26 protein-coding genes and 1 tRNA gene are annotated in these 26,622 nt (G+C 52.1%); 11 read left to right on the top strand and 16 right to left on the bottom strand.

Annotated features, from left to right (window positions below):
• Positions 1–74 precede the first annotated feature (74 nt).
• The 3 genes from NOG13_RS07830 (at position 75) to NOG13_RS07820 (ending at position 5,038) form a co-directional block, all read left to right on the top strand.
• On the top strand, positions 75–1,853 hold the full coding sequence (locus NOG13_RS07830; protein ID WP_283110011.1) for a type 2 periplasmic-binding domain-containing protein: 1,779 nt from the start codon (positions 75–77) through the stop codon (positions 1,851–1,853).
• A 116-nt stretch (positions 1,854–1,969) separates the two neighbouring features.
• Positions 1,970–3,481, top strand: a complete 1,512-nt coding sequence (locus NOG13_RS07825) for a GH39 family glycosyl hydrolase (RefSeq protein ID WP_283110010.1) — start codon at positions 1,970–1,972, stop codon at positions 3,479–3,481.
• A gap of 27 nt (positions 3,482–3,508) precedes the next feature.
• Positions 3,509–5,038 (top strand): alpha-N-arabinofuranosidase, encoded by a 1,530-nt coding sequence (locus NOG13_RS07820; protein WP_283110009.1) that lies wholly within the window; start codon positions 3,509–3,511, stop codon positions 5,036–5,038.
• Positions 5,039–5,187: 149 nt separating this feature from the next.
• Here NOG13_RS07820 and NOG13_RS07815 read toward each other — a convergent pair whose 3' ends face one another.
• The 9 genes from NOG13_RS07815 to trxA all read right to left on the bottom strand — a co-directional run bounded on the left by NOG13_RS07815 (position 5,188) and on the right by trxA (position 13,269).
• Positions 5,188–5,679 (bottom strand): hypothetical protein, encoded by a 492-nt coding sequence (locus tag NOG13_RS07815; RefSeq protein ID WP_283110008.1) that lies wholly within the window; start codon positions 5,677–5,679, stop codon positions 5,188–5,190.
• A gap of 100 nt (positions 5,680–5,779) precedes the next feature.
• On the bottom strand, positions 5,780–6,577 hold the full coding sequence (locus NOG13_RS07810; protein ID WP_283110007.1) for a DUF975 family protein: 798 nt from the start codon (positions 6,575–6,577) through the stop codon (positions 5,780–5,782).
• A 142-nt stretch (positions 6,578–6,719) separates the two neighbouring features.
• Positions 6,720–7,730, bottom strand: coding sequence for a ketol-acid reductoisomerase (ilvC, locus tag NOG13_RS07805; RefSeq protein WP_283110006.1), 1,011 nt, complete (start codon positions 7,728–7,730; stop codon positions 6,720–6,722).
• An 81-nt stretch (positions 7,731–7,811) separates the two neighbouring features.
• Positions 7,812–8,318 carry an acetolactate synthase small subunit gene (ilvN, locus tag NOG13_RS07800; RefSeq protein WP_283110005.1) on the bottom strand — a complete coding sequence of 169 codons (507 nt, stop codon included), beginning with the start codon at positions 8,316–8,318 and terminating at the stop codon, positions 7,812–7,814.
• Positions 8,319–8,332: 14 nt separating this feature from the next.
• Entirely contained in the window at positions 8,333–9,952 is a 1,620-nt protein-coding gene (gene ilvB, locus NOG13_RS07795) for a biosynthetic-type acetolactate synthase large subunit (RefSeq protein ID WP_283110004.1), read from the bottom strand.
• Positions 9,953–10,256: 304 nt separating this feature from the next.
• Positions 10,257–11,672, bottom strand: coding sequence for an NAD(P)/FAD-dependent oxidoreductase (locus NOG13_RS07790; RefSeq protein WP_283110003.1), 1,416 nt, complete (start codon positions 11,670–11,672; stop codon positions 10,257–10,259).
• Positions 11,669–12,124, bottom strand: coding sequence for a YaiI/YqxD family protein (locus tag NOG13_RS07785; RefSeq protein WP_283111178.1), 456 nt, complete (start codon positions 12,122–12,124; stop codon positions 11,669–11,671). Before NOG13_RS07785 ends, NOG13_RS07790 begins: the two co-directional genes overlap by 4 nt.
• Entirely contained in the window at positions 12,121–12,786 is a 666-nt protein-coding gene (locus NOG13_RS07780; protein ID WP_283110002.1) for an HAD family hydrolase, read from the bottom strand. The genes NOG13_RS07785 and NOG13_RS07780 overlap by 4 nt, the downstream gene beginning before the upstream one ends.
• A 168-nt stretch (positions 12,787–12,954) precedes the next feature.
• Complete coding sequence (trxA, locus tag NOG13_RS07775) at positions 12,955–13,269, bottom strand: thioredoxin (RefSeq protein ID WP_283110001.1); 315 nt, start codon at positions 13,267–13,269, stop codon at positions 12,955–12,957.
• A 197-nt stretch (positions 13,270–13,466) separates the two neighbouring features.
• On the opposite strand from trxA, the gene NOG13_RS07770 reads away from it, so the two are divergent.
• The 3 genes from NOG13_RS07770 to NOG13_RS07760 all read left to right on the top strand — a co-directional run bounded on the left by NOG13_RS07770 (position 13,467) and on the right by NOG13_RS07760 (position 17,526).
• Positions 13,467–14,168, top strand: coding sequence for a TrmB family transcriptional regulator (locus NOG13_RS07770; protein WP_283110000.1), 702 nt, complete (start codon positions 13,467–13,469; stop codon positions 14,166–14,168).
• On the top strand, positions 14,165–15,421 hold the full coding sequence (locus NOG13_RS07765) for a diaminopimelate decarboxylase (RefSeq protein ID WP_283109999.1): 1,257 nt from the start codon (positions 14,165–14,167) through the stop codon (positions 15,419–15,421). The genes NOG13_RS07770 and NOG13_RS07765 overlap by 4 nt, the downstream gene beginning before the upstream one ends.
• A gap of 467 nt (positions 15,422–15,888) precedes the next feature.
• Positions 15,889–17,526, top strand: a complete 1,638-nt coding sequence (locus tag NOG13_RS07760) for an MFS transporter (RefSeq protein ID WP_428849320.1) — start codon at positions 15,889–15,891, stop codon at positions 17,524–17,526.
• Positions 17,527–17,595: 69 nt separating this feature from the next.
• On the opposite strand, the gene NOG13_RS07755 is transcribed toward NOG13_RS07760, so the two are convergent.
• The 7 genes from NOG13_RS07755 to NOG13_RS07725 form a co-directional block, all read right to left on the bottom strand.
• A tRNA-Arg gene (locus NOG13_RS07755) sits at positions 17,596–17,673 on the bottom strand.
• A 44-nt stretch (positions 17,674–17,717) separates the two neighbouring features.
• Complete coding sequence (locus NOG13_RS07750) at positions 17,718–18,590, bottom strand: DegV family protein (RefSeq protein WP_283109998.1); 873 nt, start codon at positions 18,588–18,590, stop codon at positions 17,718–17,720.
• Positions 18,591–18,855: 265 nt separating this feature from the next.
• Entirely contained in the window at positions 18,856–19,479 is a 624-nt protein-coding gene (locus NOG13_RS07745; protein WP_283109997.1) for a CPBP family intramembrane glutamic endopeptidase, read from the bottom strand.
• Positions 19,480–19,613: 134 nt separating this feature from the next.
• Positions 19,614–20,048, bottom strand: coding sequence for a hypothetical protein (locus NOG13_RS07740; RefSeq protein WP_283109996.1), 435 nt, complete (start codon positions 20,046–20,048; stop codon positions 19,614–19,616).
• Between the two features lie 91 nt (positions 20,049–20,139).
• Entirely contained in the window at positions 20,140–21,348 is a 1,209-nt protein-coding gene (locus tag NOG13_RS07735; protein ID WP_283109995.1) for a CPBP family intramembrane glutamic endopeptidase, read from the bottom strand.
• Positions 21,349–21,399: 51 nt separating this feature from the next.
• Positions 21,400–21,750, bottom strand: coding sequence for a P-loop NTPase family protein (locus NOG13_RS07730; protein WP_283109994.1), 351 nt, complete (start codon positions 21,748–21,750; stop codon positions 21,400–21,402).
• 41 nt (positions 21,751–21,791) lie between these two features.
• Entirely contained in the window at positions 21,792–22,169 is a 378-nt protein-coding gene (locus NOG13_RS07725) for a GntR family transcriptional regulator (protein WP_283111177.1), read from the bottom strand.
• Between the two features lie 163 nt (positions 22,170–22,332).
• Here NOG13_RS07725 and NOG13_RS09535 point away from each other — a divergent pair, with 163 nt between their 5' ends.
• From NOG13_RS09535 to NOG13_RS07700, 5 genes are all read left to right on the top strand, one after another.
• A complete protein-coding gene (locus NOG13_RS09535; RefSeq protein WP_283109993.1) occupies positions 22,333–22,659 on the top strand; it encodes a terminase small subunit in 327 nt (108 codons plus the stop codon).
• A complete protein-coding gene (locus NOG13_RS07715) occupies positions 22,649–23,902 on the top strand; it encodes a PBSX family phage terminase large subunit (protein WP_283109992.1) in 1,254 nt (417 codons plus the stop codon). Before NOG13_RS09535 ends, NOG13_RS07715 begins: the two co-directional genes overlap by 11 nt.
• Before the next feature lie 6 nt (positions 23,903–23,908).
• On the top strand, positions 23,909–25,051 hold the full coding sequence (locus NOG13_RS07710; RefSeq protein WP_283109991.1) for a serine/threonine protein phosphatase: 1,143 nt from the start codon (positions 23,909–23,911) through the stop codon (positions 25,049–25,051).
• Between the two features lie 87 nt (positions 25,052–25,138).
• Complete coding sequence (locus NOG13_RS07705) at positions 25,139–26,251, top strand: hypothetical protein (RefSeq protein ID WP_283109990.1); 1,113 nt, start codon at positions 25,139–25,141, stop codon at positions 26,249–26,251.
• A gap of 14 nt (positions 26,252–26,265) precedes the next feature.
• The gene (locus NOG13_RS07700) at positions 26,266–26,610 is read left to right on the top strand and encodes a hypothetical protein (RefSeq protein WP_283109989.1); all 345 of its coding nucleotides are present in this window, start codon (positions 26,266–26,268) and stop codon (positions 26,608–26,610) included.
• The last annotated feature ends 12 nt before the right edge of the window (positions 26,611–26,622 follow it).

Genomic DNA, 26,622 nt, shown 5'->3' with positions numbered 1-26,622 from the left:
ATCGGTAAATATATTTTCACTAATCCCCCAGAAGTGGGATATAAATAATCTTGACTTGAAGGGAAGGAAATGCTATGAAAGGAAAGCTATTCAAAATTCTCGCGTTATCCTTAGCTGCTTCTATGCTTTCAACCACCATGGCAGGCTGTTCACCAAAAGAATCCAGTTCTAGCACAGCCGCCTCAACTGCTGGAGCAGCGTCTGGTACATCGTCTGCACTTAAGGACGATGAAAGCCAAGAAGTTGAGCTGACAATCTTTTCAAGCCTTGCAAACTATCAGGGCGAATTGAAAGGTTGGGGTGCAAAACTTCTGAAAGATAAGTTTAACGTCAAAGTCAACATCATTGCGCCGAACGTAGCCGGCGGCGGCAACACTCTTTATCAGACGAGAAGTGCTTCCGGATTCCTCGGCGATATCGTGATGCTACAACAGAACGAAATTGCCAAGACGGTCAAGGCAGGGCTTTTCTATGACATGGCATCCAATGGACTGCTTGACACCTATGGCAAAGACATCAAGAAATATGACAAAGCTATCAAGAAATGCCAGAAGATGTACGAAACTGGGGACAAGGTATTCCTGATCCCGCAGAGCGTTTCCAGCGGTGACCCGAAAAAGAGTTCTGACTTAATCGGTCTGATGAACTGCCTGTTCACTCGTTATGACTATTATGTCGGAATCGGCAAACCGAAGCTCTCCAGCACTGACGACATCGTCAATATGTTGGAGGCTATGGTGAAGAAGTATCCGAAGGCTGAAAACGGTAAGAAGACCTACGGTGTCTCTCTCTACAAAGACTGGGACTACTTCAACATGAACGGTTGCACTGGCCTCGGCCTCCTTTACGGTTGGAGCACCAGAAACTTTGTTGAGTACAACAACGATGCAACACAGGTAAGAAGCATCCTCGACAAAGACTCTTACTACATGAAATGCCTGAGATTCTACTATGAATGCAACAAGAGAGGCCTGCTCGATCCGGACTCCCCGACCCAGAACTATGCAACGGTTACGGATAAGTACGGCAAAGGCCAGATCCTGCTCGGCTTCTGGGCATATTGCGGCCTTGCTCAGTATAACACGAAAGCTCACACAGACGCTGGCAAAGGCTTCTACATGATTCCTGTTGAAGGTGAAAAAATCGTTTCCAACGGCTTCAATCCATACGGTGCAGGCGAGGCTGCAGGTATCGGCAGCGCCACCAAGAATCCGGTTCGTGCTATGAAAGTTCTGAACTGGCTGTATTCACCGGAAGGCGTGGAAGTCATTAATAATGGTCCGGAAGGACTCTGCTGGACAGTCAAAGATGGCAAGAATGTCTCTACCGATTTTGCTAAGAATCTTGTCGGCGAAACAAAGATTCCGGACGAATACGGCGGCGGCACCTGGAGCGCTGGCCATCTGAACAACATCAACTGGTGGGCTGTCAATGCTTCTGACACTGACCCGAATACCAATGAACCTTACAACAGCGGCCTGTGGAGTTCTTCACAAGCACAGCCGCAAAGCAAGCTCTATGAAGACTGGAGCAAGGATTACGGCTACAGCAACTCCATGGAATTAGCAAAAGCGAGAAATGAAATCGCTGTTATCCCGGGCAACGACTTTGTTCCTGCCAACGAAAGCGATGCTTTGAAGACCAAAGAAAATCAGATTGCTACGGTCATCAAGACGAACTGCTGGAAGATGGCTTTTGCTAAATCCGATGAGGAGTTTGAATCCCTCTACAAAGACATGGTAACGAAAGCAAAAGGCCTTGGCCTCGACGAAGTTCTTGATTTCTACATCAAAGATACGCAGAATCTCGCAAAAGCGATTCAGGAATCTGTCAAAGGACAAGCTGGAAACTGATGTCATAGCATAATGCAAATGAATCAGACACAGCCAAAGGCTTGGCTGTGTCTGATTTCATCTTGAAAGCTTTTTGTAACATTATGAAATAAATTGAACAAAAAGGAGGGTGCACTATGACAGACAAAAAGTCGTACATAATTCAAAAAGGGGCAAAAGCTACCTTTCACAATAATGTGGATTTCTGCATCGGCACAGGCCGCATGGGCCTCGCGCTCCGCAAAGATTATATGGAGCAGCTGAAACTTGTTCAGGACAACATCGGTTTTCGTTATATTCGCGGCCACGGGCTTTTCTGCGACGATATGGCGATTTACCATGAATACAAAGATAAAGACGGAAACATCGTTCCGGAATACAACTTTACATACCTTGACAATGTGATGGACAATTATCGTTCCGTGGGCCTGCGTCCGTTCTTGGAACTGGGCTTCATGCCGAAAAAAATGGCGTCGGGCGACCAGACGATTTTTTATTGGCAGGGCAACACAACACCGCCGAAGAGCTATGAAGCATGGACGGCAATGGTACAGGCTACTCTGCGCCATCTCATGGACCGCTACGGAGCAGACGATGTTGTTACCTGGCCCATTGAGGTTTGGAATGAGCCGAACCTGCCGGGATTCTGGAAAAACGCCGATATGCAGGAATATTTCAAACTGTTCCGCCTGACCTTCCTTGCCATCAAAGAGGTAGACGAGAGGTTCCGCGTCGGCGGCCCGGCAATCTGCGGTGTAAACGACGAGGTTTGGACTCGCTCGTTCCTCGAATTCTGCAGAGACAACAAACTGAAACCGGATTTCATCACACGCCATCACTACACTACGGAGGTTCCGGAATATGATGGACATTACGGCTATGCGAAACTCTCTGACCCAGACGAAGGCCTTGCAGGGCTGAAAGTTACCAGAGATATTGTGGACAGCTTCCCGGAGTTTAAGGGTTCCGAAATCCATATCACGGAATTCAATACCTCCTACATTCCAAACTGCCCGCTTCACGATACGAACAGGAACGCGGCTTACATTGCCTATCTGCTTTCCAAACTCGGCGATGTCAATGAGTCCTATTCCTACTGGACGTTCGGCGATGTGTTTGAAGAAGCAGGCGTTCCGTTCACTCCGTTCCATGGCGGATTCGGTCTTGTTGCAAACGGCCTGATTCCGAAGCCAACCTTCTGGACATTCAAGTTCTTCAAGCAGCTGCAAGGCGAGTGCGTTCTCCATGCCGACGATGCCATCGTAATGAAGAACAACGGCCGTTACTGCGGTGTAGCGTTCAATAAGTCGCGGAACAAGAGCGAAGAAAAAGAACTTTCTCTCAGCTTTAAGCTGCCGGTCTGCAAAGCCGGAGATTATGCCGTCGTAACAAAAACGGTGGACGAAATCTACTGCAACCCGCTGAAGGTTTGGCATGACCTCGGCGAACCGGCATATCCGTCCAAAGAACAGAACGAATTGATTCGTGAGGCTGCACATCCGTTTGTGGCAACAAAGCGTCTTCACACGGACGGCACAGAACTTGAACTGAATCTTACCCTGAACCCGAATGCTGTAATTTACTTTGAGGTTATGGCTGTGGAGCAGAACAGCGACCGCGGTTATTCTTACGAGCGTGTCATGGACTAAAAACTGACAAAAAGGAGCAGAAAACATATGAAGAAAGCGACTTTGACAATCGATAAAGCTTTCACCGTATCGAAAGTTGACGATCGCATTTTCAGCACCTTCATTGAGTCCCTTGGCCCCACGGTTTACGGCTGCATTTACAATCCGGAGCATCCCACAGCAAACGAAGCCGGATTCCGCGAAGACGTCATCGAAATGATGAAAGGCATCAACAGGGGAGCAGTCCGTTACCCGGGCGGAAATTTCGTTTCCGGCTACCACTGGATGGACGGCATAGGGCCCAGGGAAAATCGCCCAGTGCGTACGGAACGCGCTTGGAACCGAATTGAGCCGAACATCATGGGCATTGAGGAATACACCGACTGGGTCACCCGTGTCGGCGCACAGCCTATGCTGGCAGTGAACCTCGGCACCGGCACTCCGGAAGAGGCTGCAAACGAAGTTGAGTATATGAATTTCGAGGGCGGCACCACCATCAGCGATCTGCGCAAAAAGAATGGCCACGAGAAGCCCTACAACATCAAGCTGTGGTGCTTAGGGAACGAAATGGACGGAACATGGCAGCTGGGCGAAAAAACGGCTTATGAGTATGGCCGCATCGCCTACGAAGCCGCAAAGCAAATGCGCGCGGTAGACCCCAGCATTGAGCTTGTGGCATGCGGAAGCTGCGCAAACGATAAAACACACCCCACATTCCCGGATTGGGACAGAGAAGTGCTGGAGCAGTGCTACGATAAAGTCGATTATCTCTCCATTCACCGCTACTACAACTATGACCCGCAGCTCGTGAAAGACACGGTTTTCCCCGCACAGTTTACCGTGGAAGACCTGCCGATGATTCCGGAGGATATGGCGAGTTTTATCGACGCGATTTCTGCCGCGGCAGACTTTGTAAAAGCCAGAAAATATTCCAACAAGACCATCTACATCTCGGTTGATGAATGGGGTGTCATGGGCAGCGAACTGGTGCAGCCGAAGGGGCTTGAGTGGACAGAACGCACGCTTCCCAAAAAGGGCGAGCGTATGATGTTCCACAGTAACCTCATCGACGCGGCCCTCTTCGGTGCGCTTCTCATCACTTTCCTCAATAAGAGTGACCGTGTCAAGATTGCCTGCCAGTCTGTTCCGATTGGCGGGATATTTGCTGTAGACCCGAACGGTGGCTGCTACAAGCAGGCAACCTATTTCCCGTTCCAGCAGGCTGCAGCTTACAGCAAGGGCACCGCTTTGCGGGTTGCGCTTGACAGCCCTACCCTGCAGACCGAAAACTACGGCGAAAAACCGTTTGTCAAAGCCGCTGCCGTTTACAACGAAGAAGCGGAGACCATTACGGTGTTTGCCGTAAACCTCAGCCTTCGTGAGAGTGTGGAACTCGAGTCTAAAATTGCATTTGAAAATGCAACGCTTACCCGTCACATTCAGCTATACGATAGCCAGCCCCTTGCCGTTAACTCCTTTGAGAACCCGAATCGTGTTGTACCGAAGGAAGTTCGGGTCACGACCGGCAATCCGGTTCTGCCGCCTCTGAGCTGGAATGTCCTGCAATATAAATTGTAATTCGCCAACTCTTTCCATAAGAAAGACTGGTGCCGGAACCAATTCGGTTCCGGCACCTGTTTTTCTGTGCAGGATATGCCTGCCGCAGGAATCTCCGCATCAAAGAAATACCGCCCGAAGCAGTTGCCTGCCCGAGCGGTATCGCTTTCTCAGATGCGAACGTCAATACGGTTTTTCAAAGACATCGCCGTATTCTGTGACGCCTCTTTTGCGGATTGTTCCGCTTTGCGTTGTGCTTCAGCTGATTGTGATTTTGTGATTAAACTTTGCCTGTGCGAATTAATTGCCTCACTGATACTTTTACCGTTTGAACCCATCGTGGCCCGTGCTGCGTCGGTGTTGTATTTTAGCATGGAAACGCTGAACCTTTTTGCGGAATTCTGACTTCTCCTCTGTAGTTCACGAATCTGCTGGTTAACCTTGGAAAGAAGCTCGTCATATTGACGCAGCTTCATCTGCAATCCTGTTCCGGAAAGTCCCTGCACTCTGGCTGTAATGCGGCAATCGTTTTCAATTTTGCGAATGGAATCGGCGAGTCTCTGTAGTTCTTCAATCTGTGAATTCTGTGCACTCGAGGACTGAACAGCACCAGCAATATTCTGTACGGATGAGACAGCCGAAGCAGTTTTTTCAATTTCCATAAATCCAATCGCCTCGCCATTGCTGACCATAATTGTAAATTATCTTCCAATCACTATATCGTCCGCAGCAGGCTAAAATTTAATGAAACATGAAAATTTATTATGCTTGAGGCGCCAAACCGAGTTCTTCAGGTCGCACCATGCCGCACTGAATGGCGCGGTCACGCAGAAAAATGTAAAGTTCGGCGAAAGTTGCCTGCACGTAAGCCGTGACAAACGAAGTAATCACAGTAGCGGCAAGCATAGAGATTGGCCCACACAGCGCGCCGACAATCTCGATTACGATAGCAGCGAGAAAAAACCATCCGATAAAGGAAAGATACAGCACGAAAATGGCGCCTTTTTCACCGTCGGTCATCATGCGACTGAGCTGCCGTGCACGTGATCCGGACATATTGGGATTATCCGAAAGAAGGAACGGAACCAGCCAGTACTGAAGGGACTTAATGATGCCCGGTATGACGAAAAGCATGCTCCACAGGACGGTGATCAAATACGTTACAAACATCGTTCCCACGGAGTTGCCGTAACCATGTTTGAAACTGCTGAACAGTGTTTCAAATTTTGTGTCGCCGAAGCGGTTATGTACAAAGAAACGGGAAAGACCTACGGAAAGCGGAAAAACTACCAATATTGTAACCAGAATTTCAAGAAGGCTTAACCATTTAACTTCGGGCGAACGAAGTGCGTCTGTGAAGTCGATACTGTAGCCATAGTTATTAGGACCATAGTTGTAACTATAGCTGACATGAGACATGTTGTTAATCACAAATCCTAAAATAATAGTGAAGATGTTGCTGATGAGCGCGGCAACAACGCATGCAGCAAACGCCGTCCAGTATTTGCTGCCCGAAAGGGCAAGACGCGCGTTACTTTTCAAAATTGATCTGTCCCACATACTATTTCACTCCCAAAAAATCCAGAAGATAGGCTAGCTGCCCATACTTCCTATTATTTCCATTATAGCAATTGCCTTCTGACACTTCAATAGTTTTGACAAAAAATCCCCTTCCGAATTTACCGGAAGGGGATTGGAAAAATCAGCGGTCTTCGTCAAACGGTTGGTCGTTCCATGTGTACATCTTGCGGAGCTCTTTGCCGACGATTTCCAGCTGCTGCTCGGCTTCCATGCGCCTGCAGGCGTTGAAGTGAGCGCGGCCGTTCTTGTTTTCGGCAATCCACTTAGAAGCGAAGGTGCCGTCCTGAATCTCGGCGAGAACCTTCCTCATTTCTTTGCGGGTTTCTTCGGTGATGATGCGCTTGCCGGTCTCATAGTCGCCGAACTCTGCGGTGTCGGAAACGGAATAGCGCATGAAGGAGAAGCCGCCGCGGTAAATGAGGTCGACAATCAGCTTCATCTCATGGATGCACTCGAAATACGCGTTTTCCGGTGCATAGCCCGCTTCTACCAGCGTTTCAAAGCCGGCCTTCATCAGGGCAGTTACGCCGCCGCAGAGCACGCATTGTTCGCCGAAGAGGTCGGTTTCGGTCTCAATCTTGAAGGTTGTTTCCATCAATGCCGCACGAGCTGCGCCCAGAGCTGCGCCGTAGGCGAGGCCGATTTCCAGCGCGTGGCCGGTGTAGTCCTGCTCCACGGCGATGAGGCTCGGAACGCCTCTGCCTTCCACATATTCGCTGCGTACCGTGTGGCCCGGGCCCTTCGGGGCAATCATGAAAACATCAATGTTTTTTGGCGGAATGATCTGTTTGTAGTGGATGTTGAAGCCGTGTGCAAACGCGAGCGCTTTGCCTTCGGTAAGGTAGGGGGCAATTTCTGTCTTGTAGACATCTGCCTGGCGCTCGTCGGGAATCAGCACCATAATAACGTCAGCGGCTTTTGTCGCTTCCGGAACGGTAAGCACTTTCAAGCCCTGTGCTTCGGCTTTCGCCTTGCTCTTGCTGCCCTCGTAAAGGCCCACGATCACGTCAACACCACTGTCACGCAGGTTCAGCGCATGAGCGTGTCCCTGGCTGCCGTAGCCGATAATCGCGACTTTCTTTCCTTTCAGGACGTTGATGTCGCAGTCAGCCTGGTAATAGATCTTTGGCATATTCTTTTCCTCCTTGCCGTTAGGCATTAATAATTTGAACAAACGGGAAAGTAAGGCGGAAGCGGATTGCCCGCCGGCCGCCTATGCTTTGGCGTTTTGTTTGAGCGCGGTTGAGGCACCTTTTTCAATGGCGAGCGCGCCGGAGCGCACGACCTCTTTGATGCCGTAAGGTTTGAGCAGACCGATAAGCGTGTTCAAACGGTCTTCACTGCCGGTAATCTCCAGCGTGAGGGAAGCGGGGGAGACATCCACAATGGACGCGTGAAGCAGCTCGGCGATGTTCATAATTTCGGCGTGCTGCTTTGCCCGGCAGGTGACCTTGATGAGTGCGTGTTCGCTGCTCAGGAACATTCCCGGTTCCAGCACCTTAACCTTAATGACCGGAATCAGCTTGTTCAGCTGCTTTTCCACTTGCTCAACAATATGTTCATCGCCGTCGACCACAATCGTCATGCGGGAGATGTCAGCGTCCTGCGTGACGCCGACGGCGAGGCTGTCAATGTTAAATCCTCTGCGGGAGAACAGTCCGGCTACCTTGGAGAGGACACCCGGCTGATTTTCCACGAGAACGGAAAGTGTGTGTTTCATTTCGCATTCCCCCCTTACAGAGTCGGTTCGTCCGGGTCAACACGGCAGACGAGAAGGAACGGGCCGTCCGATTCCAGCATGCGCTTTGCGGCAAGCTCGGCCTGCGCATTGCTTGAGACCTCCGTCGCAGGAATCCCGTAGGCTTCGGCGAGCTTCACAAAGTCCGGACTGCCGGTGAGCGTGGTCGCGGTGTGGCGGCCGTCATAGAGCTTTGTCTGAAGCTCCCACACCATGCCGAGACGCTCGTTCACCATGAGGATAATCTTTACGTCTGCGCCGGTCTGCTTCAGCGTGGCAAGCTCGCACATCGACATTTGGAAGGAGCCGTCGCCGCAAACGCAGACGACCTGCCGGTGCGGTTTTGCCAGCTTGGCCCCGATGGCGGCAGGCAGAGCGTAGCCCATGGTCCCGAGGCCGCCCGAGGTGAGAAAACGGCCTTCCTTTACATTAAAGTTTTTTGCAGCCCAGATTTGGTTTTGGCCGACGTCGGCGCAGAAGATGGCGTTTTTCGCCATCATGCGGGAGAGTACGCGCATGAATGAGCGCGGTTCCACATAATCGTCGCGGGGAGAACCCTTCGGGACAAATGCCGCTTTTTCGGCTTTTACATGTTCAATCCATTCGGCGGGAGCCGTGTAATCCGTTTCCGCGGCAAGCGCGCGAAGAACAAGGCGGATGTCGCCCACAATCGGAATGTCGACATCCATGTTCTTGCCGATTTCCGCCGGGTCAATATCAATATGCACAATCTTGGTGGTGTCGGATACCTGCTGCGGGTCGGAGACCGCTCGGTCGCCCACGCGCGCGCCGCAGAGCAGAATCAGGTCCGCGTCGTGCATGGCGCGGTTCGCGTTCTCGTGGCCGTGCATGCCGATCATTCCGAGATAAACCGGACTGTCCATCGGTACAACGCCAAGGCCCATCATCGTGGAAACAATCGGGATGCCTGTCTTTTCGGCAAATTCTATCATTTCGGTGCGCGCCCCGGCGAGAACAACGCCGCCGCCGCAGCACAGAAGCGGACGCTTTGCCTTGGAAATGGCCTCTGCCGCCTTGCGTATCTGTATGGCATGACCCTGCGTGCGCGGCTTGTAGCCGGGAATCTGTGCTTTCTGCGGGTAACTGAACGAGGCGACCATCTGCTTCTGCACATCGGTCGGAACGTCAATCAGCACCGGACCGGGACGTCCGGTGGAGGCAATATGAAAAGCCTCTTTGAAAATACGCGGAAGGTCCGCCGCGTTTTTCACGAGGTAGGAGTGTTTGGTAAAGGATTCGCAGGCGCCAGTGATGTCGGCTTCCTGAAAGACATCGCGGCCGAGAAGCCATTGGTTCACTTGGCCGGTTATGGCAATAAGCGGCACGGAGTCCATGTACGCCGTGGCGATTCCGGTAATGAGGTTGGTCGCGCCGGGGCCGGAGGTTGCCACGCATACGCCCGGCACTCCTGCCGCGCGGGCGTAGCCGCTCGCCTCATGGGCGGCGTTCTGCTCCTCGCGCACGAGAACATGTTCGATTTTGGAACGGCAGAGAAAATCGTAAAACGGGCAGATGGCTGCACCCGGGTAGCCAAATACGGTTTTCACGCCTTCGATTTCAAGGCATTTGACCATAATTTCCGCACCGCTGATCACGTCTGTCACTCCTTTTTTGGAAAATTTATATAACTGTGATTATAGCATCCAATTCTTTGCCCCGTCAATCGAAAAAAAGCATAATATTTCATTCATTTAAATCATTGCTTTTGAAAATTTTTTTCGATGAATTTGTATAGCTTTCATAATTTTGGGAAAGCACGGCTACCAGAAAGAAACTTGCCGGAGCAGACGGAAAGGATGAAAGAAATGGTTCGGACGTTTCAGCCTCCCGAGAATCCGGAGACAATCGAAGAATAAAAAAATCCCCGCGGCCGAAATGGCTGCGGGGATCTCTTCGTGGCTATATTTTCTGGGCAATATCGCGCGCAACCGCGACGCCGGTTACGGAGGCCTGCATGAGGCCGCGCGTAATGCCCGCACCGTCGCCGATGGCGTAAAGATTTTTGACCTGTGTCTCAAAATGATTGTCGACGGTTACTTTAGAGGAGTAGAACTTCACTTCCACGCCGTAGAGCAGGGTGTTTTTCGAGTAAAGGCCGGGCGCGAGCTTGTCGAACGCGCGAAGCGCCTCAACAATGCTTGTCAGGTGGCGGTGGGGCAGAACAAACGAAAGGTCGCCGGGCACCGCCGTTTTCAGCGTCGGTATGGTAGTGGACTTCGCCAGACGGCCCGCGTCGGTGCGCCTGCCGAGCAGAAGGTCGCCGAGGCGCTGTACCATGATGCCGCCGCCCGTGAGCATATTGCCAAGCTGGGCGATATAGCGGCCGTATTCAATAGGTTGGTTGAACGGTTCGGTAAACCGCGTGGAAACGAGCAGGGCAAAGTTCGTGTTTTCGGTTAGACGGTCCTCCTCTGCATAGGAGTGGCCATTGACGACGGCGATTCCGCCGCTCGGCGTGTCGTAATGCTCCTCACTCACAATGCCGCCCGGGTTCATGCAGAAGGTTCGCACTTTGTTTTCAAATGTGTCTGAGTAATAGACCAGCTTCGCCTCGTAGAGATGCTGCGTCAGCGGGTCCATAACGGCGTTCGGTACTTCTACGCGTACGCCGATATCCACTTCATTGTTTGTGACGGAAAGACCGAGTTCGTTTGCGGTGCGGTTGAGCCATTCGGCACCGCCGCGGCCCGGCGCCAGTACAATGTATTGTGCGGAAACGGTTTCCTCTTTTCCATCCTTGTTCATAAGGCGCACACCAGTGGCGGTTCCGTTTTCGGTGACGATGGATTTTGCCGTAGTGCGCTCGCGGAACTCAAAGTTCGGGCGAGAAGAGAGGTAATCATACATCGCCTTGAGCACCATGTAGGAATATTCCGTTCCCATGTGGCGCACGGGGCAGGGAATAAGACGAATGTTTTCCCGCCGTGCTTTGTAGGAAATTTTTTCGGCGAATTTGTCGTTTCGGCCGAAAACTTTGTCCGGCGCGCCATATTGCAGGTAGATTCCGTCCACATATTGAATCAGGCTGCGCACTGTGTCCACCGGGAGGTAGTCGGTGATGTTTCCGCCCACTTCTTCTGAGAGCGACAGCTTGCCGTCGGAGAATGCTCCCGCGCCGGCCCAGCCGTTCATGATGCTGCAGGTGGCGCAGTGCGCGCAGGTCCCTGTTGTGCGTGCGGGGCAGGCGCGATGCTCAATGGCGTTGCCCGAATCCACCACAAGTACTTTGCGCTCCGGTGCGAGTCGGTCCATTTCCAATGCTGTAAAGATACCGGCCGGGCCGGCACCTACGACAATGACATCATAGTTTTTCATTTCGTTGCTCCTTTCCCAATTTCCTCGTCAAGCAAATGGAGAAATGCGGTTCGGAATGCTTCGTCATCGGATTTGGTACGTCTGCGGTTCTTTCCGAATTTTCCGCCCGCCCGGCGAATCTTCTGCCCGAGCGCCCGTTCAAACAGCAGACGGTCGATGTTGTCTGCGCTGTAAATCAGTCCGTTCTGGTTCAGCGCCTTTGCGCCCTTGCCGAGCGACATCGCCGCCACGCCGTAATCCTGCGTCACCACGATGTCGCCGGGCTGAATCAGGTTGACAAGGCGGATATCGGCGCTGTCGTGCCCTTGGTCCACGGTGATGACGGTGCTGTATCCGTCGTTCAGCTCATGGCTTGTGTCGATGAGCATAATCACGGGGATGTTCCGATGCTTTGCCTCCCGCACGATGATTTCTTTTACCGGGCAGGCGTCTGCGTCCACAAGGATTTTTATGGCTGTGCCTCCCGTTCCTCTTTCAGCAGAGGAATCACGTCGCGCAGGGTGGGAACACAGGCGGCCAGTTTGGCACGCAGTTCCTCTGTCGGCTGAACTTGGTCGGGCACCATGACGGTTTTCATGCCCGCGCGAATTGCGGAGAGGCAGCCGTTCGGCGAATCTTCAAGCACCATGCAGCGGGACGGCGCAATGCCGAGTACCTGCGCGGTAGTCAGGTAAATCTGCGGGTCCGGCTTACACTTTTCTACCATGTCGCCGCAGATGAACGTCTGAAAATATTGTGTGACATTCGCTTTGTTGCAGTATTCGAGAACTTTTTCCCGCACGGTGGAAGAAGCAATCGCGCAGATGAAATGTTCCTGCCGCAGATATTCCAAGAGGTCGTAAAGACCTTCCTTTACCGGAACTCCGTGGGTTTGAATTTCTTTCGTAAAACGGCGCAGGTATTCTGCGGCAAATACCGTGAACGGAAAGTCGGGGCCGAAGCGGCGCTTGAAAATAGGCTCGCTTTCGTTGAAACGCACGCCCATTGTCTCAGGTATGATGACAGAAATGTTGTGGTAACCGAGTTCTTCGCCGAGTTTGTCCCACAGCTCGCGCGTAAGCTGCTCGGTGCCAAACATCAAGCCGTCCATGTCAAAAATTACTGCTTCTATCATTTAAACAACCCCTCTCCCGAATTTTCCAAGATGCAGGCAAAACAAAAAAGGGGACCGGAGGTGATTCCGGTCCCCGGCTTCAGTGCATGCCTGCAAAATACAGAGCCGAATTTCAATTCCCGCTGTTCATTATATCTGCTGCTAGATGGGATGTCAAGGCGAAAGGCCTTAGGACTCCAGCATGCGCAGAATATCCTGCTTGCTGCAGAGGCCCACCGAAGACTCAACAACTTCTCCGTCCTTAAAAACCAAAAGAGTCGGAATCGACATGACGTTGAAACGTTCGGCTAGCTCGGGTGATTCATCAACATTTACTTTGCAGACCTTGTAGCGCCCGTCGCTTTCATTCCCGATTTCGTCCACAATCGGGGAGAGCATACGGCACGGGCCGCACCAAGATGCCCAAAAGTCCACCAGAACCGGCAGCTTGGAGCCGGAGATCGTTGAATCAAAATTTTCCGTGTTCAATGACGTTACAGCCATTCTCGAAACATCCTTTCCAATCCAAATCTTTCAGAACTTTTTACGCCCTTATTATAATACCGCCTCAATCAATATGTATGTAATAAAGTCACCGGAACAGCATAAAAACATTCCTAGATTCACCGAATATTGACAAAATGACAAAAACATTTTATAGTATTCCTTAATAGGAACACTCATAAAAAGAAGGGAAAGAAATGGATGCATCTATGCTTTTAATGCGCTTTGGCCTCACAAACCAAGAGGCGCGTGTCTACTGCACCCTCTGTGCGGAGGGTGAGATGACCGGCTATGAGGTGGCAAAGGCCACGGGAATTTCCCGCTCCAATGTTTACACCGCTTTGGCGGGTCTTGTGGAAAAAGGCGCCGCGTACCTTTCGGCGGAAAACGTGACGCGCTATATGCCTGTTCCCGCCAAAGAATTTTGCGACAGCCGAATTTCGGCGCTCCAGCGGGACAGGGACGAGCTGATTCGCGTGCTTCCCGCGCGTGTGGAAGACAGCGAAGGCTACTTGACGATTGTGGGCGAGACGAATATTCTGGCGCGGATGCGCGCCATGATTACCGGGGCACAGATGAGAATTTATGCCTCGATGTCTGCGCAAATTATGGAACGGGTGCGCCCCGAACTGGAAGACGCGCTCGCGCGCGGCCTCAAAGTAGTGCTCATCACCGAGAAATCGTTCGCGCTCGAGGGCGCTGTCGTGTGGTATTCCGAGAAGAAACAGCGGCAAATTCGCCTAATCGTGGACTCTTCCTGCGTGCTGACCGGAGATCTGGACGACGGGGAGTATTCCACTTGCCTATATTCGCGGAAGAAGAACCTGACCGATTTGTTTAAGGAAGATTTGAAAAATGAAATCCGGCTGATTCAGCTAACGGAAGGAAGAGAAGAATGAGCGATTTTTTTGTTTCCCATGAAAAGCTAAAGGAGATTGCGGAGAAGTATCCTACCCCGTTTTACCTGTATGACGAAAAAGGAATCCGCGAGAACGCAAAAAAAGTGAAGAGGGCATTTGCGTGGAACCCGGGTTACCGCGAATACTTTGCCGTCAAGGCTACGCCGAACCCGTACATTTTGGAGATTATGAAGGACGAGGGGTTCGGAACGGACTGCTCCTCGCTGACGGAGCTGATGCTTTCCGACGCGGTGGGTTTTCACGGGGAAGAAATCATGTTTTCTTCCAACGAAACGCCCGATGAAGATTTTCTGCTTGCGCACAAGCTCGGCGCTACCATCAATCTCGACGACTTCACGCATATTGAGATTCTGAACCGCCTCTGCGGAATCCCGGAGACCATCAGCTGCCGCTACAACCCCGGCGGGGTGTTTCAGGCCAGCAACGCCATTATGGACAACCCCGGCGACGCAAAGTACGGCTTTACCCGCGAGCAGTTGTTTGTGGGCTTCCGTCGCCTGCAGCAGCTTGGCGCGAAACATTTCGGCATCCACGCATTTCTCGCCAGCAACACAACGGGCAACGAATATTACCCGGTGCTTGCCAAACAGCTGTTCCAGCTTGCCGTGGAGCTGCACCGCGAAACCGGCGCGCACATCGCGTTCGTCAACCTTTCGGGCGGCGTAGGGGTTCCTTACCGCCCCGGGCAGAAGCCCGCCGACATCCTCCGCATCGGCAGGGAAGTGCGCAAGGTCTATGAGGAAGTCCTTGTGCCGGAAGGCATGGGCGACGTGAAAATCTTCACCGAAATGGGCCGCTTCATGATGGCGCCATACGGCTGTCTGGTTGCCAGAGCCATCCGCGAAAAGCATATTTATAAAGAGTACATCGGTCTGGATGCCTGCGCTGCCAACCTGATGCGCCCGGCGATGTACGGTGCTTACCACCGCATTACGGTCAGCGGCAAGGAGAATCTTCCCTGCGACCACAAGTATGACATTGTGGGCGGGCTGTGTGAAAACAACGATAAGTTTGCCATCGACCGCATGCTGCCGAAAATTGAAATGGGCGACCTTATCGTGATCCATGACGCGGGTGCGCATGGGCACTCCATGGGCTACAATTACAACGGCAAGCTGCGCTCCGCCGAACTGCTGCTGAAGGAAGATGGTTCCGTGAAGCTCATCCGCCGTGCCGAAACTCCGGCCGATTATTTTGCAACCCTGGATTATCCGGGACTGCCGAAGAGATAACAGAAAAAAGCGAAAAGATGCCGCCTGTCAGGCGGCATCTTTTCGTTGGAGAAAGAGGAAGTAATTATGAAAAAAGCAATGTTTCCTCGGCTGAGGAGGGGCTTGCAATCGTGTTAACGGTTACCGTGTTTTCACCGGTAACTGAATACGGCTTTAGTTTATCGTGCAATTATGACTTCCTAATGAATCGGGTTTAAAGTATTTTTAGATTATCTGTGAACAAATTAAGAACGCTTAGAAAACCCCCGCAGTCTAACCAGCTGTTCCCACAAAAAAGAGACTGTGTCGAATCGTTTTCTGGTAGAATGTCAATTGACCGATAATTCCACAAATAATATACTAAAGTAAGTGATTACTGTAAGGGGAGATTTCATGGCAGAGCAGAGTGGAAAAGAGATTGGCACGGAAAAAACGAGCCGGCAGCAGACCGCTTCGGCCGCAAGACGATTTACATTCTGAGCATTATTTTGTTCGGAGCCGGTTCGCTTTTCTGCGGCCTGGCGCAGAATTTCCAAAGCTTCGGCTTCCTGCTTGCCGCGCGTACCGTGCAGGCAATCGGCGGAGGCGGAATCATGCCCGTTGCAACCGCTGAGTTTGGGACAATCTTCCCGAAGGAAAAGCAGGGCATGGCGCTCGGGCTCGTCGGTGGAGTGTACGGAGTCGCGAATATTTTCGGCTCCTCGGCCGGCAGCGCAATTCTTGACCTGTTCGGAAAAAACAACTGGCAGTTTATTTTTTATGTGAATGTGCCCATCAGTTTGTTTGTTATCATCGCAGGCCTAATCTATCTGCCCAACACGAAAGTAGAGAATGTCAAGAAGATTGACGTTTTCGGTATTCTCCTGTTGGTTATGATGGTTCTTTCTCTTCTGTATGGCCTGAAAAACATTGACTTCTTTAACTTCTCACAGACCATTCGAGAGACGGACGTTTATCCGTTCCTGCTGGCCTTCCTCGCGCTGATTCCGATTTTTATTTTCGTCGAGAAAAGGGCAGAGGACCCGGCAATGAATCTCAGCTACTTCCGGAATATGCGCATCCTCGTCACCATGGCGGTTGCCATTGTTTCGGGCATTCTTCTCATGGGCATGGTCTTCGTCCCGCAGTTTGCTGAAAACGCGATGAAGGTACCCACGGGTGACGGCGGTTACTTTGTCATCATTCTCGGGCTTTTTGCCGGATTGGGTGCACCGGTTTCGGGCAAACTGACCGACCGCATCGGCGCGAAACTGGTGCTGATGGGCGGCTTCCTGCTGTCGATCATCGGTTCGCTGTTCGTCATGTTCGTTGCGATTCCCCACCCGTCTTACTTTTCCGTCCTGACGGCGCTGATGTTTACGGGCCTCGGCATCGGTTTCACAATGGGCGCGCCGCTGAATTACATGATGCTCTCAAACACCAAGAAGGAAGAATCCGCTTCGGCCCTCGCAACACTATCGCTCGTCCGCTCGGTGGGAACCACCGTGGCGCCCGCAATTATGGTTGCGTTCCTGGCACATGCGGGTGGAAACCTTCAGGGCAATCTTATGGACGTCCTTCCGAAGGAAGTCTCCGTGCCGCCTTTGCCGTATTCGCAGGAGCTGACCGACGAGTTCAACAAGATGAAAAGCGACCCGAACTATAAGGATAAGCTTGCTGGCGTGGATATGCCGGATCTAACATCTATGACAACTGTGAAGGTCAGCATGTCCGGTTCTCTGGAGGGTGCGATTCAGACTCTCACGAAGAAACAGGCACAGATGAAAGCGCAGGAAAATACGCTTAAGGCAAACATCCGTGACATGACGCAGAAGAAAAAATCTCTGGAAACTGCCATCAACGGAATGACAAGCGGCCTGAACGAAATGAACGCAACGGTGGCAAAAATGCAGACCCTCAAAGAGGCAGTGCCAACCGCTTTCCAGCAGGGTAAGCAGAACTATCTTAACGAAATTCAGAAGCGTTCTGACAAAATTGAATCGGTCTACCAGTCAACTCTGAACGAAGGTTTCTGGCAGATTTATCTGACCACGTCCATTTTTGCGGCAGTCGCGCTCCTTCTTCTCTTGGGTTACCGGGAAAAGAAAGGGCAGAGCCAGCAGACCGAAAGTCAGCAGGTAGAATAACAGGGAGAAGTGAATCCCTCCTATCGAAAATAAAAAGAAGCCCAACCACAAAGGTCGAGCTTCTTTTTCTGGTCCGCCCGGAGGGATTCGAACCCCCGGCCTTCAGAATCGGAATCTGCTGCTATATCCAGGCTTAGCTACGGGCGGATGCGCAATTCATTATAGCACATCCGGGTGAAAAGTCAAACAGATTACCGATGAGAGCCGAAAAAGAACAATGCCATCGTTCCGGGACCGGCATGTGTCCCCAAGACCGGTCCAACGTCATTTACGATTACGTCTTTTACCCCGAGGCGGCGCCTTACTTCCGAAGCAACATACTCCGCGTCTTCCGGAGCGTCGCCGTGGCTGATGAAAACCGTCTGGGTTTGCGGAGATACCGCAATTTTTTCCATCTGGTCCACCAATGCGTCAAGCGAGGCTCTGCGGCCGCGAACCTTGCTTATCATTGCGAGCTTGCCGGTATCATCTACATGCATGATTGGCTTAAAATTCAGCATACTACCGATAAAGGCCACAGTGGGCGCAATACGCCCGCCGCGCTTTAGGTGCATCAGGTCATCGACCGTAAACAAATGGCACAGATGAAGTTTGTTCTGCTCCAGCCAGTCTCGCACTTCTTCAATGCTTTTGCCTTCGCGCTTTTTCTGCACCGCATAGTAAATCAACATTCCCTGCCCAAGAGACGCGCAGAGGGTATCGACGCAGATCACTTTACGCTCCGGATATTTTGCCGACATCTCCTCACACGCCATGCGCGCCGCATTGCAGGTGTTCGACAGCCCGGAGGAAAATGCCGGAACGAGAACGTCTTTGCCGGCCTTCAGAAGCGGCTCGATTGCCCCGACAAATGCGTCAACATTCACAGCGGCGGTACGTGCCGGCTCCCCTTTGCGCAGAAGTTCATAGTAGTCGTGGGGCGGCATGGCACGTCCGTCAAGGTAATTCAGATATTCCTTTCCTCCGATTTCAAAGGAAAGAGGAAGAACCGTCAGTTCTAGCTCCTCTGCCAATTCAGCAGGAAGATCACACGAAGAATCCGTTACGATTGCAAAATCGTTCATAGCATACTCCTAAAAATTTGATGCTTTCATCATATATCGAATTATGGTTTTTGTAAATATGTTTTCCATATAGTTAACAAATAATTCATCCATAATTAAAATATCACATAGTTTTCAAAACTATTTAATACATAAGAAAACCGCTCCTGTCGAAAAGGCAGGAGCGAAAATTTTGTAAAGAGTTATAGGTAACAGAAAACAGCTGGGTGATGATTCAGTTAAGCAGGGGAATCGTCAGAAGATCATTGCGAAAGCGGCGGTGAAGTCACATGTGAAAGAAGAAACCCGAAATAGCCGGATAGAAACTGCTGACAAGAAAGAGCGCAGCCAATACCCAAAAAGCGGCGGATTGCAGGAAAACCACCCGGTAGGGATGCTCCGGCTGAACAACATTTGACGAGGCCTTTTTGCTGATTTCGTGGAACGGAATCCGGCGCATCAAAAGGAGAACGAGGCTAATTACAATCATAAAACCGTCGAATATAAGCATTTGATAGGTTTCGATGCCGCACACGCTCGATACCATCGCAACTACGTTATTCAGAATATGTAGGACAATCGTCGGAAGAATCGAACCAGTTTTTATCGCAACAAACCCGAAGAAAAAGCCGGCAAGGACGGCAGAGGCACCCTGAGGTAGGTTCAGATGCATCAGACCGAACAATACGCCCGAAACAAGGATGGCGAGATTATCTCCCCATGGGCGCAGACTTTGGAGAATAAGGCCGCGGAAAAGAATTTCTTCGAGGACTGGCCCTAGAACACACACATAGATGACCATAATTACATTTTGCGCAATATTACCCGGGAGGGAGATATCCACTTCGGTAAGTTTTATTCCGGCGTAATCGAAAAGTTTTTGAATGCCTACCCCCAAGAAATCACCCACACCGGAAACGCCGAAAATGGCCACGAGATATACGATAGATTCCTGAACGCTAACCGAAGGCCGTTTCCATTGTTCCTTTATCTTGCAGTGAAACATAGAGCGCATGATTACAATGGTTGCTATTTCGGCAGGAATTATGCAAAGGATTTTGAAAAAGGTGGAACTGGTAAAACTATCCCCCCTTTGGTGAGGTAGTCTACAACTTCCTGAATATTTCCGGCTTTGATAGAAGGCAAAAATTGATTGATGTTCGCAAACAACCACGCGAACAGGAAAACAGAATAGAAAGCACTCGCGATAATTTGTTCGATAATCGGAACGAATGAGGCAGTGTTTCCGGCACTGCGCAGCAGAGAACGGGCGTGTTTCTTTGCGTCCTGTGGGTCGGAATAAAGAGATGGGTTATAAGCTGCCTGCGGAGAGGAATAAGGCACTGCAGGATTGCGGTACGCCGGCGGCGCAAAGGATTTTATCGGGTTACGGTAAGGCGACTGCGGTCCGTAGGGCTCTGCAGGATTACAGAAAGCCGGCTGTTGTGAGTCAGGTTGTCTTTCCTTTTTGTTTTCCAAGTTTATATCCCCCTAGGTGTGCAAGCTGAAGAGCGGGCACAAACTATACCGGCAAGTGCCCGCTTTTTGGCGGGAGCGAGTGGTGGCAAAGTTACATGCGCTCGAAGAAACCCACAATAGCTGGGTCAAAACTATTGATAATAAATATCGCGACGACCACCCAAAAAGCGGCGGCCTGTAGGAAAACCACCCGGTAGGGGTGTTTCGGCAGTACGATGTTTGGAGCGGATTGCTTGCTGATTTCTTGGAATGGAATGCGACGCGTCAAAATAAGAACGAGGCTTGCTAAAATCATAACGGCGAGGAAAATTTGGTAGAAGATTTGAATGGAGGCATGATTCTGGTTCCCGTACAGCTCACAAGGCATCAAGGTTGAATTATACAGAATGTGCAGAATAATTGTCGAAATGATGGAGTCGCTTTTTATTGCGACATAAGCGAGTAACAGGCCCAGCAAGGTAGTAGTAAAGACTTGAATTACATTCATATGCATCAAGCCAAACAGTACGCTTGAAACAATAATGGCGAGCTTATCTCCCCACGGGCGCAGACTTTGCAGAACCAAGCCACGGAAAAGAATTTCCTCAAGGATTGGCCCGACCACACAGGCATAGATGATCAAGATCGTGGTTGCGGCAGGATCGTCCTTGATAGTAAAATCCGGTATGGCGATGCTGATTCCGGCGTTTTTGCAAAGAGTCTGAATGCCGGTGCTCCAGCAAGCGCCGATTCCGGCTATGCTGAAGGCAAACACAAGATATTTTACATATTCCAGGAAGCTCAGCGAGGGCCGTTTTAACTGTTCTTTTATTTTGCGGTGAAGGAAGGAACGCGTGATGAAAATGGTTAATATCGTGGCAGACGTAGTGATAACGGTGTTGAGTATGAGCAAAGTGGAAATACCTTCCGAAGTGTTGAAATATTGTATTATAGCGTACACCGTTCCGGTTTTTTGAATAGAGGGCTGAAACTGGTTGATATTTGCAGAAAACCAGATTAGGACAGCTACGAAGAGTATAGGAACCGCAATAAGCTGCTCCAGAATCGGAACGAAGGAGGCACTGTTCCCGGCGCTGCGCAGCAAGATGCGAGGTTCCTTTTCCGTATCCGACGGTGCAGAATAAAGAGATGGGTTAAAAGATGCCTGCGGAGAAGATGTCGAGGAATAAGACACTGCAGGATTGCGATACGCCGGCAGCCGTGCCGAGTTGCAGTAAGGCGACTGCTGTGCATAAGGTTCTGCAGGGTTACAGGAAGATGCCTGTTGTGCGTCAGGTTGTTTTTCTTGTTCGTTATCCAATTAAATCCCCCCAGGTGTGCAAGCGAAAAGCGGGCACAAATTATATTTTTATTATAGCAAATTATTATAGCAAAGAAAAATTAAATTGCAATCTTTTTCCAGATAAAGCATTAGGCGCGGGTGGTGCGAGACCGCACTCGCAATGGAGAGCTTTATTTTCATGCCCTTGGAGTATTCCTTGATTTTCTTCTTTTTCGGAAGCTCGAAATCGTCAAGATATTTTTCATACATACGCTGATCCCATGCGGGAAACACGCGGCGAAGAATTTTACCCATAATGCTTCCGGCAGGAAGCGAAAAACTCACATCTTTCAGCGAAAACTCCGGGTACTGCTTGCAGAGTCCACGGATTTCAAGAAGGTTTTCCATGAAGATTACTCCTTTTCCATGTTTCAGCGGCATGGAAAATGCTCCTGCCGCCGGCTGCGGTTGCGGGTCAGGAATCAATTGTCCTGCCCGTAGAGAAGCGAAAGCATTTCATTCATTTCGTCCAGTGTAATGCCGCCGCGCTTTGCAATGTCCACCGCGGTCTGCAGGCTTTCTTCCACCTTGCGAAGATACTCTTCACGCAGAAACTCGCGGTTTTTGGCTGCTACAAAACACCCTTTGCCCCCGACCGTCTCCACAAAGCCGTCATGCTCCAGCTCGGCATAGGCGCGCTTTGTGGTTATGACACTGATGCGCAGTTCTTTTGCGAGAACACGCATCGAAGGCAGGACATCCCCAGGCTGCAGCACTCCTGTAATAATCTGATTTTTAATCTGATCCGTGATCTGTTTATAGATCGGCTTCGGATCGGAATTGCTGATGACGACGTCTATCATCGTAAAACCCCAATCTGTATTTTTACTGTATATATTGTGTATATACAGTATTATCAATAATAACGGTTGTCAAGGATTTTTTGAAAAATTTGCCGTAAAAGTTGCATCAAAAAGGGTAATTTTCGGGCGCATAAAGCGGGGAATTGGAAGGAGGGTGTTCATGGCGAAAAAGAGAAAATCGGCCCGCCCGTCTTTGGGCAGAGCGGAACGGGGCTACCGAAAAATTGCGTTTGGAAAAATCAACGATGCGGTGAGCCTCATGTTCCGAGACAACCTCAGCCCCGACGAGCTGAAAAAGCTGAACCTCAACAATGTGGCAGAACTGAAGCAGACGAAAGACGGTCTGGAAATCAAGTTCTACGACAGGATGAAGGCGCTTGAGTGCCTGCGCGAGATGGAAGAAGACGGCGCCGGGCAGTCACCGCTTTACCGCGCACTGATGCAGAGCGTGAAAAAGCGCGGGGAGGCGGAAGAAAGTGGAGTTTAGCCCGTTTTCGGAAAAACAGCTCCGCGCGCTGAACTGGTGGTGCCCCGGCAGCCCCGATGCGGAGCGCGACGCCATTATCTGCGACGGGGCGGTGCGAAGCGGCAAGACCCTGTGCCTCGGAATTTCGTTCGTCGCATGGGCGTGCGGCATGTTCTGCGGACAGTCGTTCGCACTGTGCGGCAAGACCGTGCGCTCCCTGAAGCGAAACCTTGTAACGACGCTTCTACCGGCTTTGGCGGAGGCGGGGTTTTCCTGCAAGTTCAAGGTGGGCGAAAACCTCATTGAAATCGGCTACGGAAAGAACCGCAACCGGTTCTACCTGTTCGGGGGAAAAGACGAAGGTTCGGCGGCGCTGATTCAGGGCATCACGCTGGCGGGAGTATTCTTCGACGAAGCGGCGCTGATGCCGCGTTCATTTGTGGAGCAGGCGCTCGCAAGGTGCAGCGTTGCAGGCTCAAAATTCTGGTTCAACTGCAACCCGGAAAGCCCGAACCATTGGTTCTACCGCGAGTGGATTCAAAAGGCGGAGGAAAAAAACGCGCTTCTGCTACATTTCACCATGGAGGACAACCCCTCCTTGAGCCGCGCCGTGCGCAAGCGTTACAAGAGCCTGTATTCCGGCGTGTTCTACGAGCGCTTTGTGCTGGGGAAATGGGTCGCGGCGGAGGGCCTTGTCTACCCGTTCATGACGGACGCAATGTTCTGCGACGTTCCCGCGGGAGAATTTGACGAATATGCCGTCTCGTGCGATTACGGCACGGTGAATCCCTGCTCCGCCGGACTTTGGGGCAGAAAGGGCGGCGTGTGGTACCGCATTGATGAGTATTACTATGACTCGCGCAGAACGGGCGTTCAAAGAACGGACGAGGAGCATTACGCCGCCATTGCGGCCATGTGTGAGGGGAAAAAGGTTTCCTGTATCGCGGTAGACCCTTCGGCCGCTTCCTTTATTGAGGTGATCCGCCGGCATGGGAAATTCCGCGTGCGCAAGGCGGAAAACAGCGTGCTCAACGGAATCCGCCAGACGGCAGTGGCGCTTCGCGAGGGGAAAATCCGCATCTGCCGCTGCTGTACCGATGCCGTTCGCGAGTTCGGCCTCTACCGCTGGGACGAGGGCCGAGCCGACGACGCACCCGTGAAGGAAAACGACCACGCTATGGACGACATCCGCTATTTCGTCACGACCGTCCTGCGTCCGTCTGCGGGTATCTTTGCGGTAGCGGCGCCGCGGGAAAGGGGGTGAACGGAATTGTTCCCGAAAAAAAGGAAGCGGCCCAAATCCGGCAGTGTTCCGGTGACGGCGGTGCAGACTGCGGCGCGTGAACAGCCGTTTTCGTGTCTGGAAAGCTGGGTTCCGGTTTCTTCGGCAGAACGCCGCCTTTACGGCGCTTTGCGCGAATCGGTCCCGATTATAGACGCAGCCATCGGCAAGATTCTGCGCTTGGTTGGCAGCTTTCGTGTCCGATGCCCAAGTGCCGCCGCGGAAGAAGCGCTCAACGAGTTCCTGCAGAATGTCCCCGTAGGTTCCGCCGGCGCGGGCGTGCAGACGTTCCTCGACGGTTATCTTTCCGACCTTCTGACCTACGGTAACGCGGTGGGCGAGATGGTGGTGCACGGCGGCAGGTTTGCGGCCCTCTACAATGCTTCGCTCGAAGATGTTGAACTGCAAGCGGTCACGCCGCTGGAGCTTCGCGTGTTCCGCCGCGAAAACGGCACTGCCGTTCCGGTCAAATATCCGCAGCTGGTGCTGTGCTCGGCGCTGAATCCGCCTTCGGGCAGCGCGGCAGGCGTGTCCATCTTGCGCGGACTGCCGTTTGTCTCAAACATCCTGCTCCAGATTTACCAGACCATCGGCTTGAACTGGGAGCGCCTCGGAAACGTACGGTTTGCCGTCACCTACCGGCCGACTTCGGACGCCGCAGACCAAGCCTATGCCAAGGAGCGCGCGGAGCAGATAGCCGGCGAGTGGGCGCGCGCGATGCGCGGCGGAGAGGTGAGCGACTTTGTTTCGGTCGGCGACGTCAGCATCAAAGCCATCGGCAGCGACTGCCAGATTCCGGACTGCAGCGTTCCAATCCGCGCGCTTTTGGAGCAGATTGTGGCAAAGCTCGGAATCCCGCCGTTTTTGCTGGGCCTTACATGGTCCTCTACGGAGCGAATGTCCAGCCAGCAGGCAGATATTCTCACGAGCGAGCTGGAGGCATATCGGCGAGTGCTGAACCCCGTCATCGGCAAAATCTGTTCGCTTTGGCTCACCCTTTCGGGTTTTCCGAACAGGTTTACCGTGGAGTGGGACGACATTACCCTGCAAGACGCCGTTGAGCTTGCTTCCGCCCGCTACCAGAACGCGAAGGCAGAGCAGATTGAATCTGCTTTTTCTGCCCGCCACTAAATGTGGAGCAGCTTCGCATTGAGGAAATGTATCAGCCTTCTGCCGGCCGGGACTGCGCAAAAGCGGAGCAGTTTAGGGGTAACGCAGATGCGCACGAAGCAGTGCATCTGCATGGGGCCCCGATTCTGCGAAGCGTTGCGAGGCACGGCCGGCAGCAATGGTTACGCTGAAAACCAGTTACTTAAAAAGGAGATGGTATCAATTCGGACGCAGACTGAAATTCCGGTAAATAAAACTGTGGGGGCGCAGCAGCCGGAGCTTTTGTCGGGTATTCCCGACGAGGCGGCTTTGGAAAAAATCAACCGCTATACCCGCAGAAAATTCCGGGCAGAGGAGCTTTACACCTTCCCCGTGGCGCTTTGTGACAATGAGGTCGACCGCGACGGAGAACGCTTTACCGTGCAAGCACTGCATGGCCTTGCAAAACTCTTTGTGGGCAAGACGGGTGTCTTCGACCACGACCCCATGGCAAAGAATCAGACCGCTCGCATCTACGACTGCCACGTGGAAGAGGACAAAAGCCGCCTGACTTCGTGCGGTGAGCCGTACACGCGCCTTGTGGCGGATGCGTATCTGCCGAGGACCGAAGCGAACCGCGAGTTTATTTCCGCACTCGAGGCGGGAATCAAAAAAGAGGTCAGCGTCGGGTGCGCGGTGCGCAGTGTGAAATGCAGCGTCTGCGGTGCTGACCTGAGAAACGGAACCTGCGAACATCGCCGCGGCCAAATCTATGGCGGTGTGCTGTGCTGTGCCGTGCTTGATGACCCGAGCGACGCCTATGAATGGTCGTTCGTGGCGGTTCCCGCCCAGAGGGAGGCAGGTGTGCTAAAACGCTTCGGTGTCCCCAACGGCCGCGATGTGCTGAAATTCCTGCGTGAAACCGGCGGCGAGACAATACTGACCCCCGCTCAGCGCGAGGCGCTGGTGGCGGAGTTCGACCGCTTGGAACAGCAGGCCGCGGACGGACGGGAGTACCGCGCAGAGCTGGAAAAAGACTTCCTGCGCTACGGCGCTTTGGCCCAGCCGGGCCTTCCGTGGGAGAGCCTGAAAACGGCTTCAAAGGCGCTCAGCGTGCAGGATCTCAAGAACTGGAACGCCGCTTTCCGCAGGCAGGCGGAAAAGACCGTACCGCTTTCGCCGCAGCTTGCGGGAAACGACAAGGCGAAAAGTGAGGACGGCAACGAGCCGTTCCGTATTTAAAGGAGGAGTATAGAATGGAATATTCATTCAGCGGATTCGGAGAAAATGCAGCAACCTTCCGTGCCGGTGAAGATGTTACGGCAGGAATCCCGGTGAAAATGACCGGAAACGCAACCGTGGGAGCCTGCGCAGACGGTGACGATTTCTGCGGCGTAGCACTCAACGTTCGCTGCGGCAGTGCCGCCGTGCAGCTTTCCGGCTATGTGAGTCTGCCTTACAGCGGCACGGCGCCGTCTGTGGGCTGGCAGAATTTCAAAGCCGCTAAAGACGGAAAAATCCAGGTCGCTTCGACAGGCGGAAGAAGCCTGCTCGTTGTGGATGTGGACGAAACCGCGGGAACCTGCGGCGTGATTCTTTAAGACAGGGAGGAA

Source organism: Thermocaproicibacter melissae, from assembly GCF_024498295.1.
In the GTDB taxonomy this organism is placed as follows: domain Bacteria; phylum Bacillota; class Clostridia; order Oscillospirales; family Acutalibacteraceae; genus Thermocaproicibacter; species Thermocaproicibacter melissae.
Note: the sequence above shows the minus strand (reverse complement) of the source record. Positions and strands in the feature narration are given on the sequence as shown.

Excerpts from the sequence above, each read along its gene's own strand:
- NOG13_RS07705 (WP_283109990.1), top strand. The coding sequence starts at position 25,139 with ATGCGCACGAAGCAGTGCATCTGCATGGGGCCCCGATTCTGCGAAGCG.
- NOG13_RS07750 (WP_283109998.1), bottom strand. The coding sequence starts at position 18,590 with ATGAACGATTTTGCAATCGTAACGGATTCTTCGTGTGATCTTCCTGCT.
- NOG13_RS07770 (WP_283110000.1), top strand. The coding sequence starts at position 13,467 with ATGGATGCATCTATGCTTTTAATGCGCTTTGGCCTCACAAACCAAGAG.
- NOG13_RS07820 (WP_283110009.1), top strand. The coding sequence starts at position 3,509 with ATGAAGAAAGCGACTTTGACAATCGATAAAGCTTTCACCGTATCGAAA.
- NOG13_RS09535 (WP_283109993.1), top strand. The coding sequence starts at position 22,333 with ATGGCGAAAAAGAGAAAATCGGCCCGCCCGTCTTTGGGCAGAGCGGAA.
- NOG13_RS07825 (WP_283110010.1), top strand. The coding sequence starts at position 1,970 with ATGACAGACAAAAAGTCGTACATAATTCAAAAAGGGGCAAAAGCTACC.
- NOG13_RS07730 (WP_283109994.1), bottom strand. The coding sequence starts at position 21,750 with ATGCCGCTGAAACATGGAAAAGGAGTAATCTTCATGGAAAACCTTCTT.
- NOG13_RS07830 (WP_283110011.1), top strand. The coding sequence starts at position 75 with ATGAAAGGAAAGCTATTCAAAATTCTCGCGTTATCCTTAGCTGCTTCT.
- NOG13_RS07810 (WP_283110007.1), bottom strand. The coding sequence starts at position 6,577 with ATGTGGGACAGATCAATTTTGAAAAGTAACGCGCGTCTTGCCCTTTCG.
- ilvN (WP_283110005.1), bottom strand. The coding sequence starts at position 8,318 with ATGAAACACACACTTTCCGTTCTCGTGGAAAATCAGCCGGGTGTCCTC.
- NOG13_RS07790 (WP_283110003.1), bottom strand. The coding sequence starts at position 11,672 with ATGAAAAACTATGATGTCATTGTCGTAGGTGCCGGCCCGGCCGGTATC.
- NOG13_RS07815 (WP_283110008.1), bottom strand. The coding sequence starts at position 5,679 with ATGGAAATTGAAAAAACTGCTTCGGCTGTCTCATCCGTACAGAATATT.
- NOG13_RS07765 (WP_283109999.1), top strand. The coding sequence starts at position 14,165 with ATGAGCGATTTTTTTGTTTCCCATGAAAAGCTAAAGGAGATTGCGGAG.
- NOG13_RS07780 (WP_283110002.1), bottom strand. The coding sequence starts at position 12,786 with ATGATAGAAGCAGTAATTTTTGACATGGACGGCTTGATGTTTGGCACC.
- trxA (WP_283110001.1), bottom strand. The coding sequence starts at position 13,269 with ATGGCTGTAACGTCATTGAACACGGAAAATTTTGATTCAACGATCTCC.
- ilvC (WP_283110006.1), bottom strand. The coding sequence starts at position 7,730 with ATGCCAAAGATCTATTACCAGGCTGACTGCGACATCAACGTCCTGAAA.
- NOG13_RS07700 (WP_283109989.1), top strand. The coding sequence starts at position 26,266 with ATGGAATATTCATTCAGCGGATTCGGAGAAAATGCAGCAACCTTCCGT.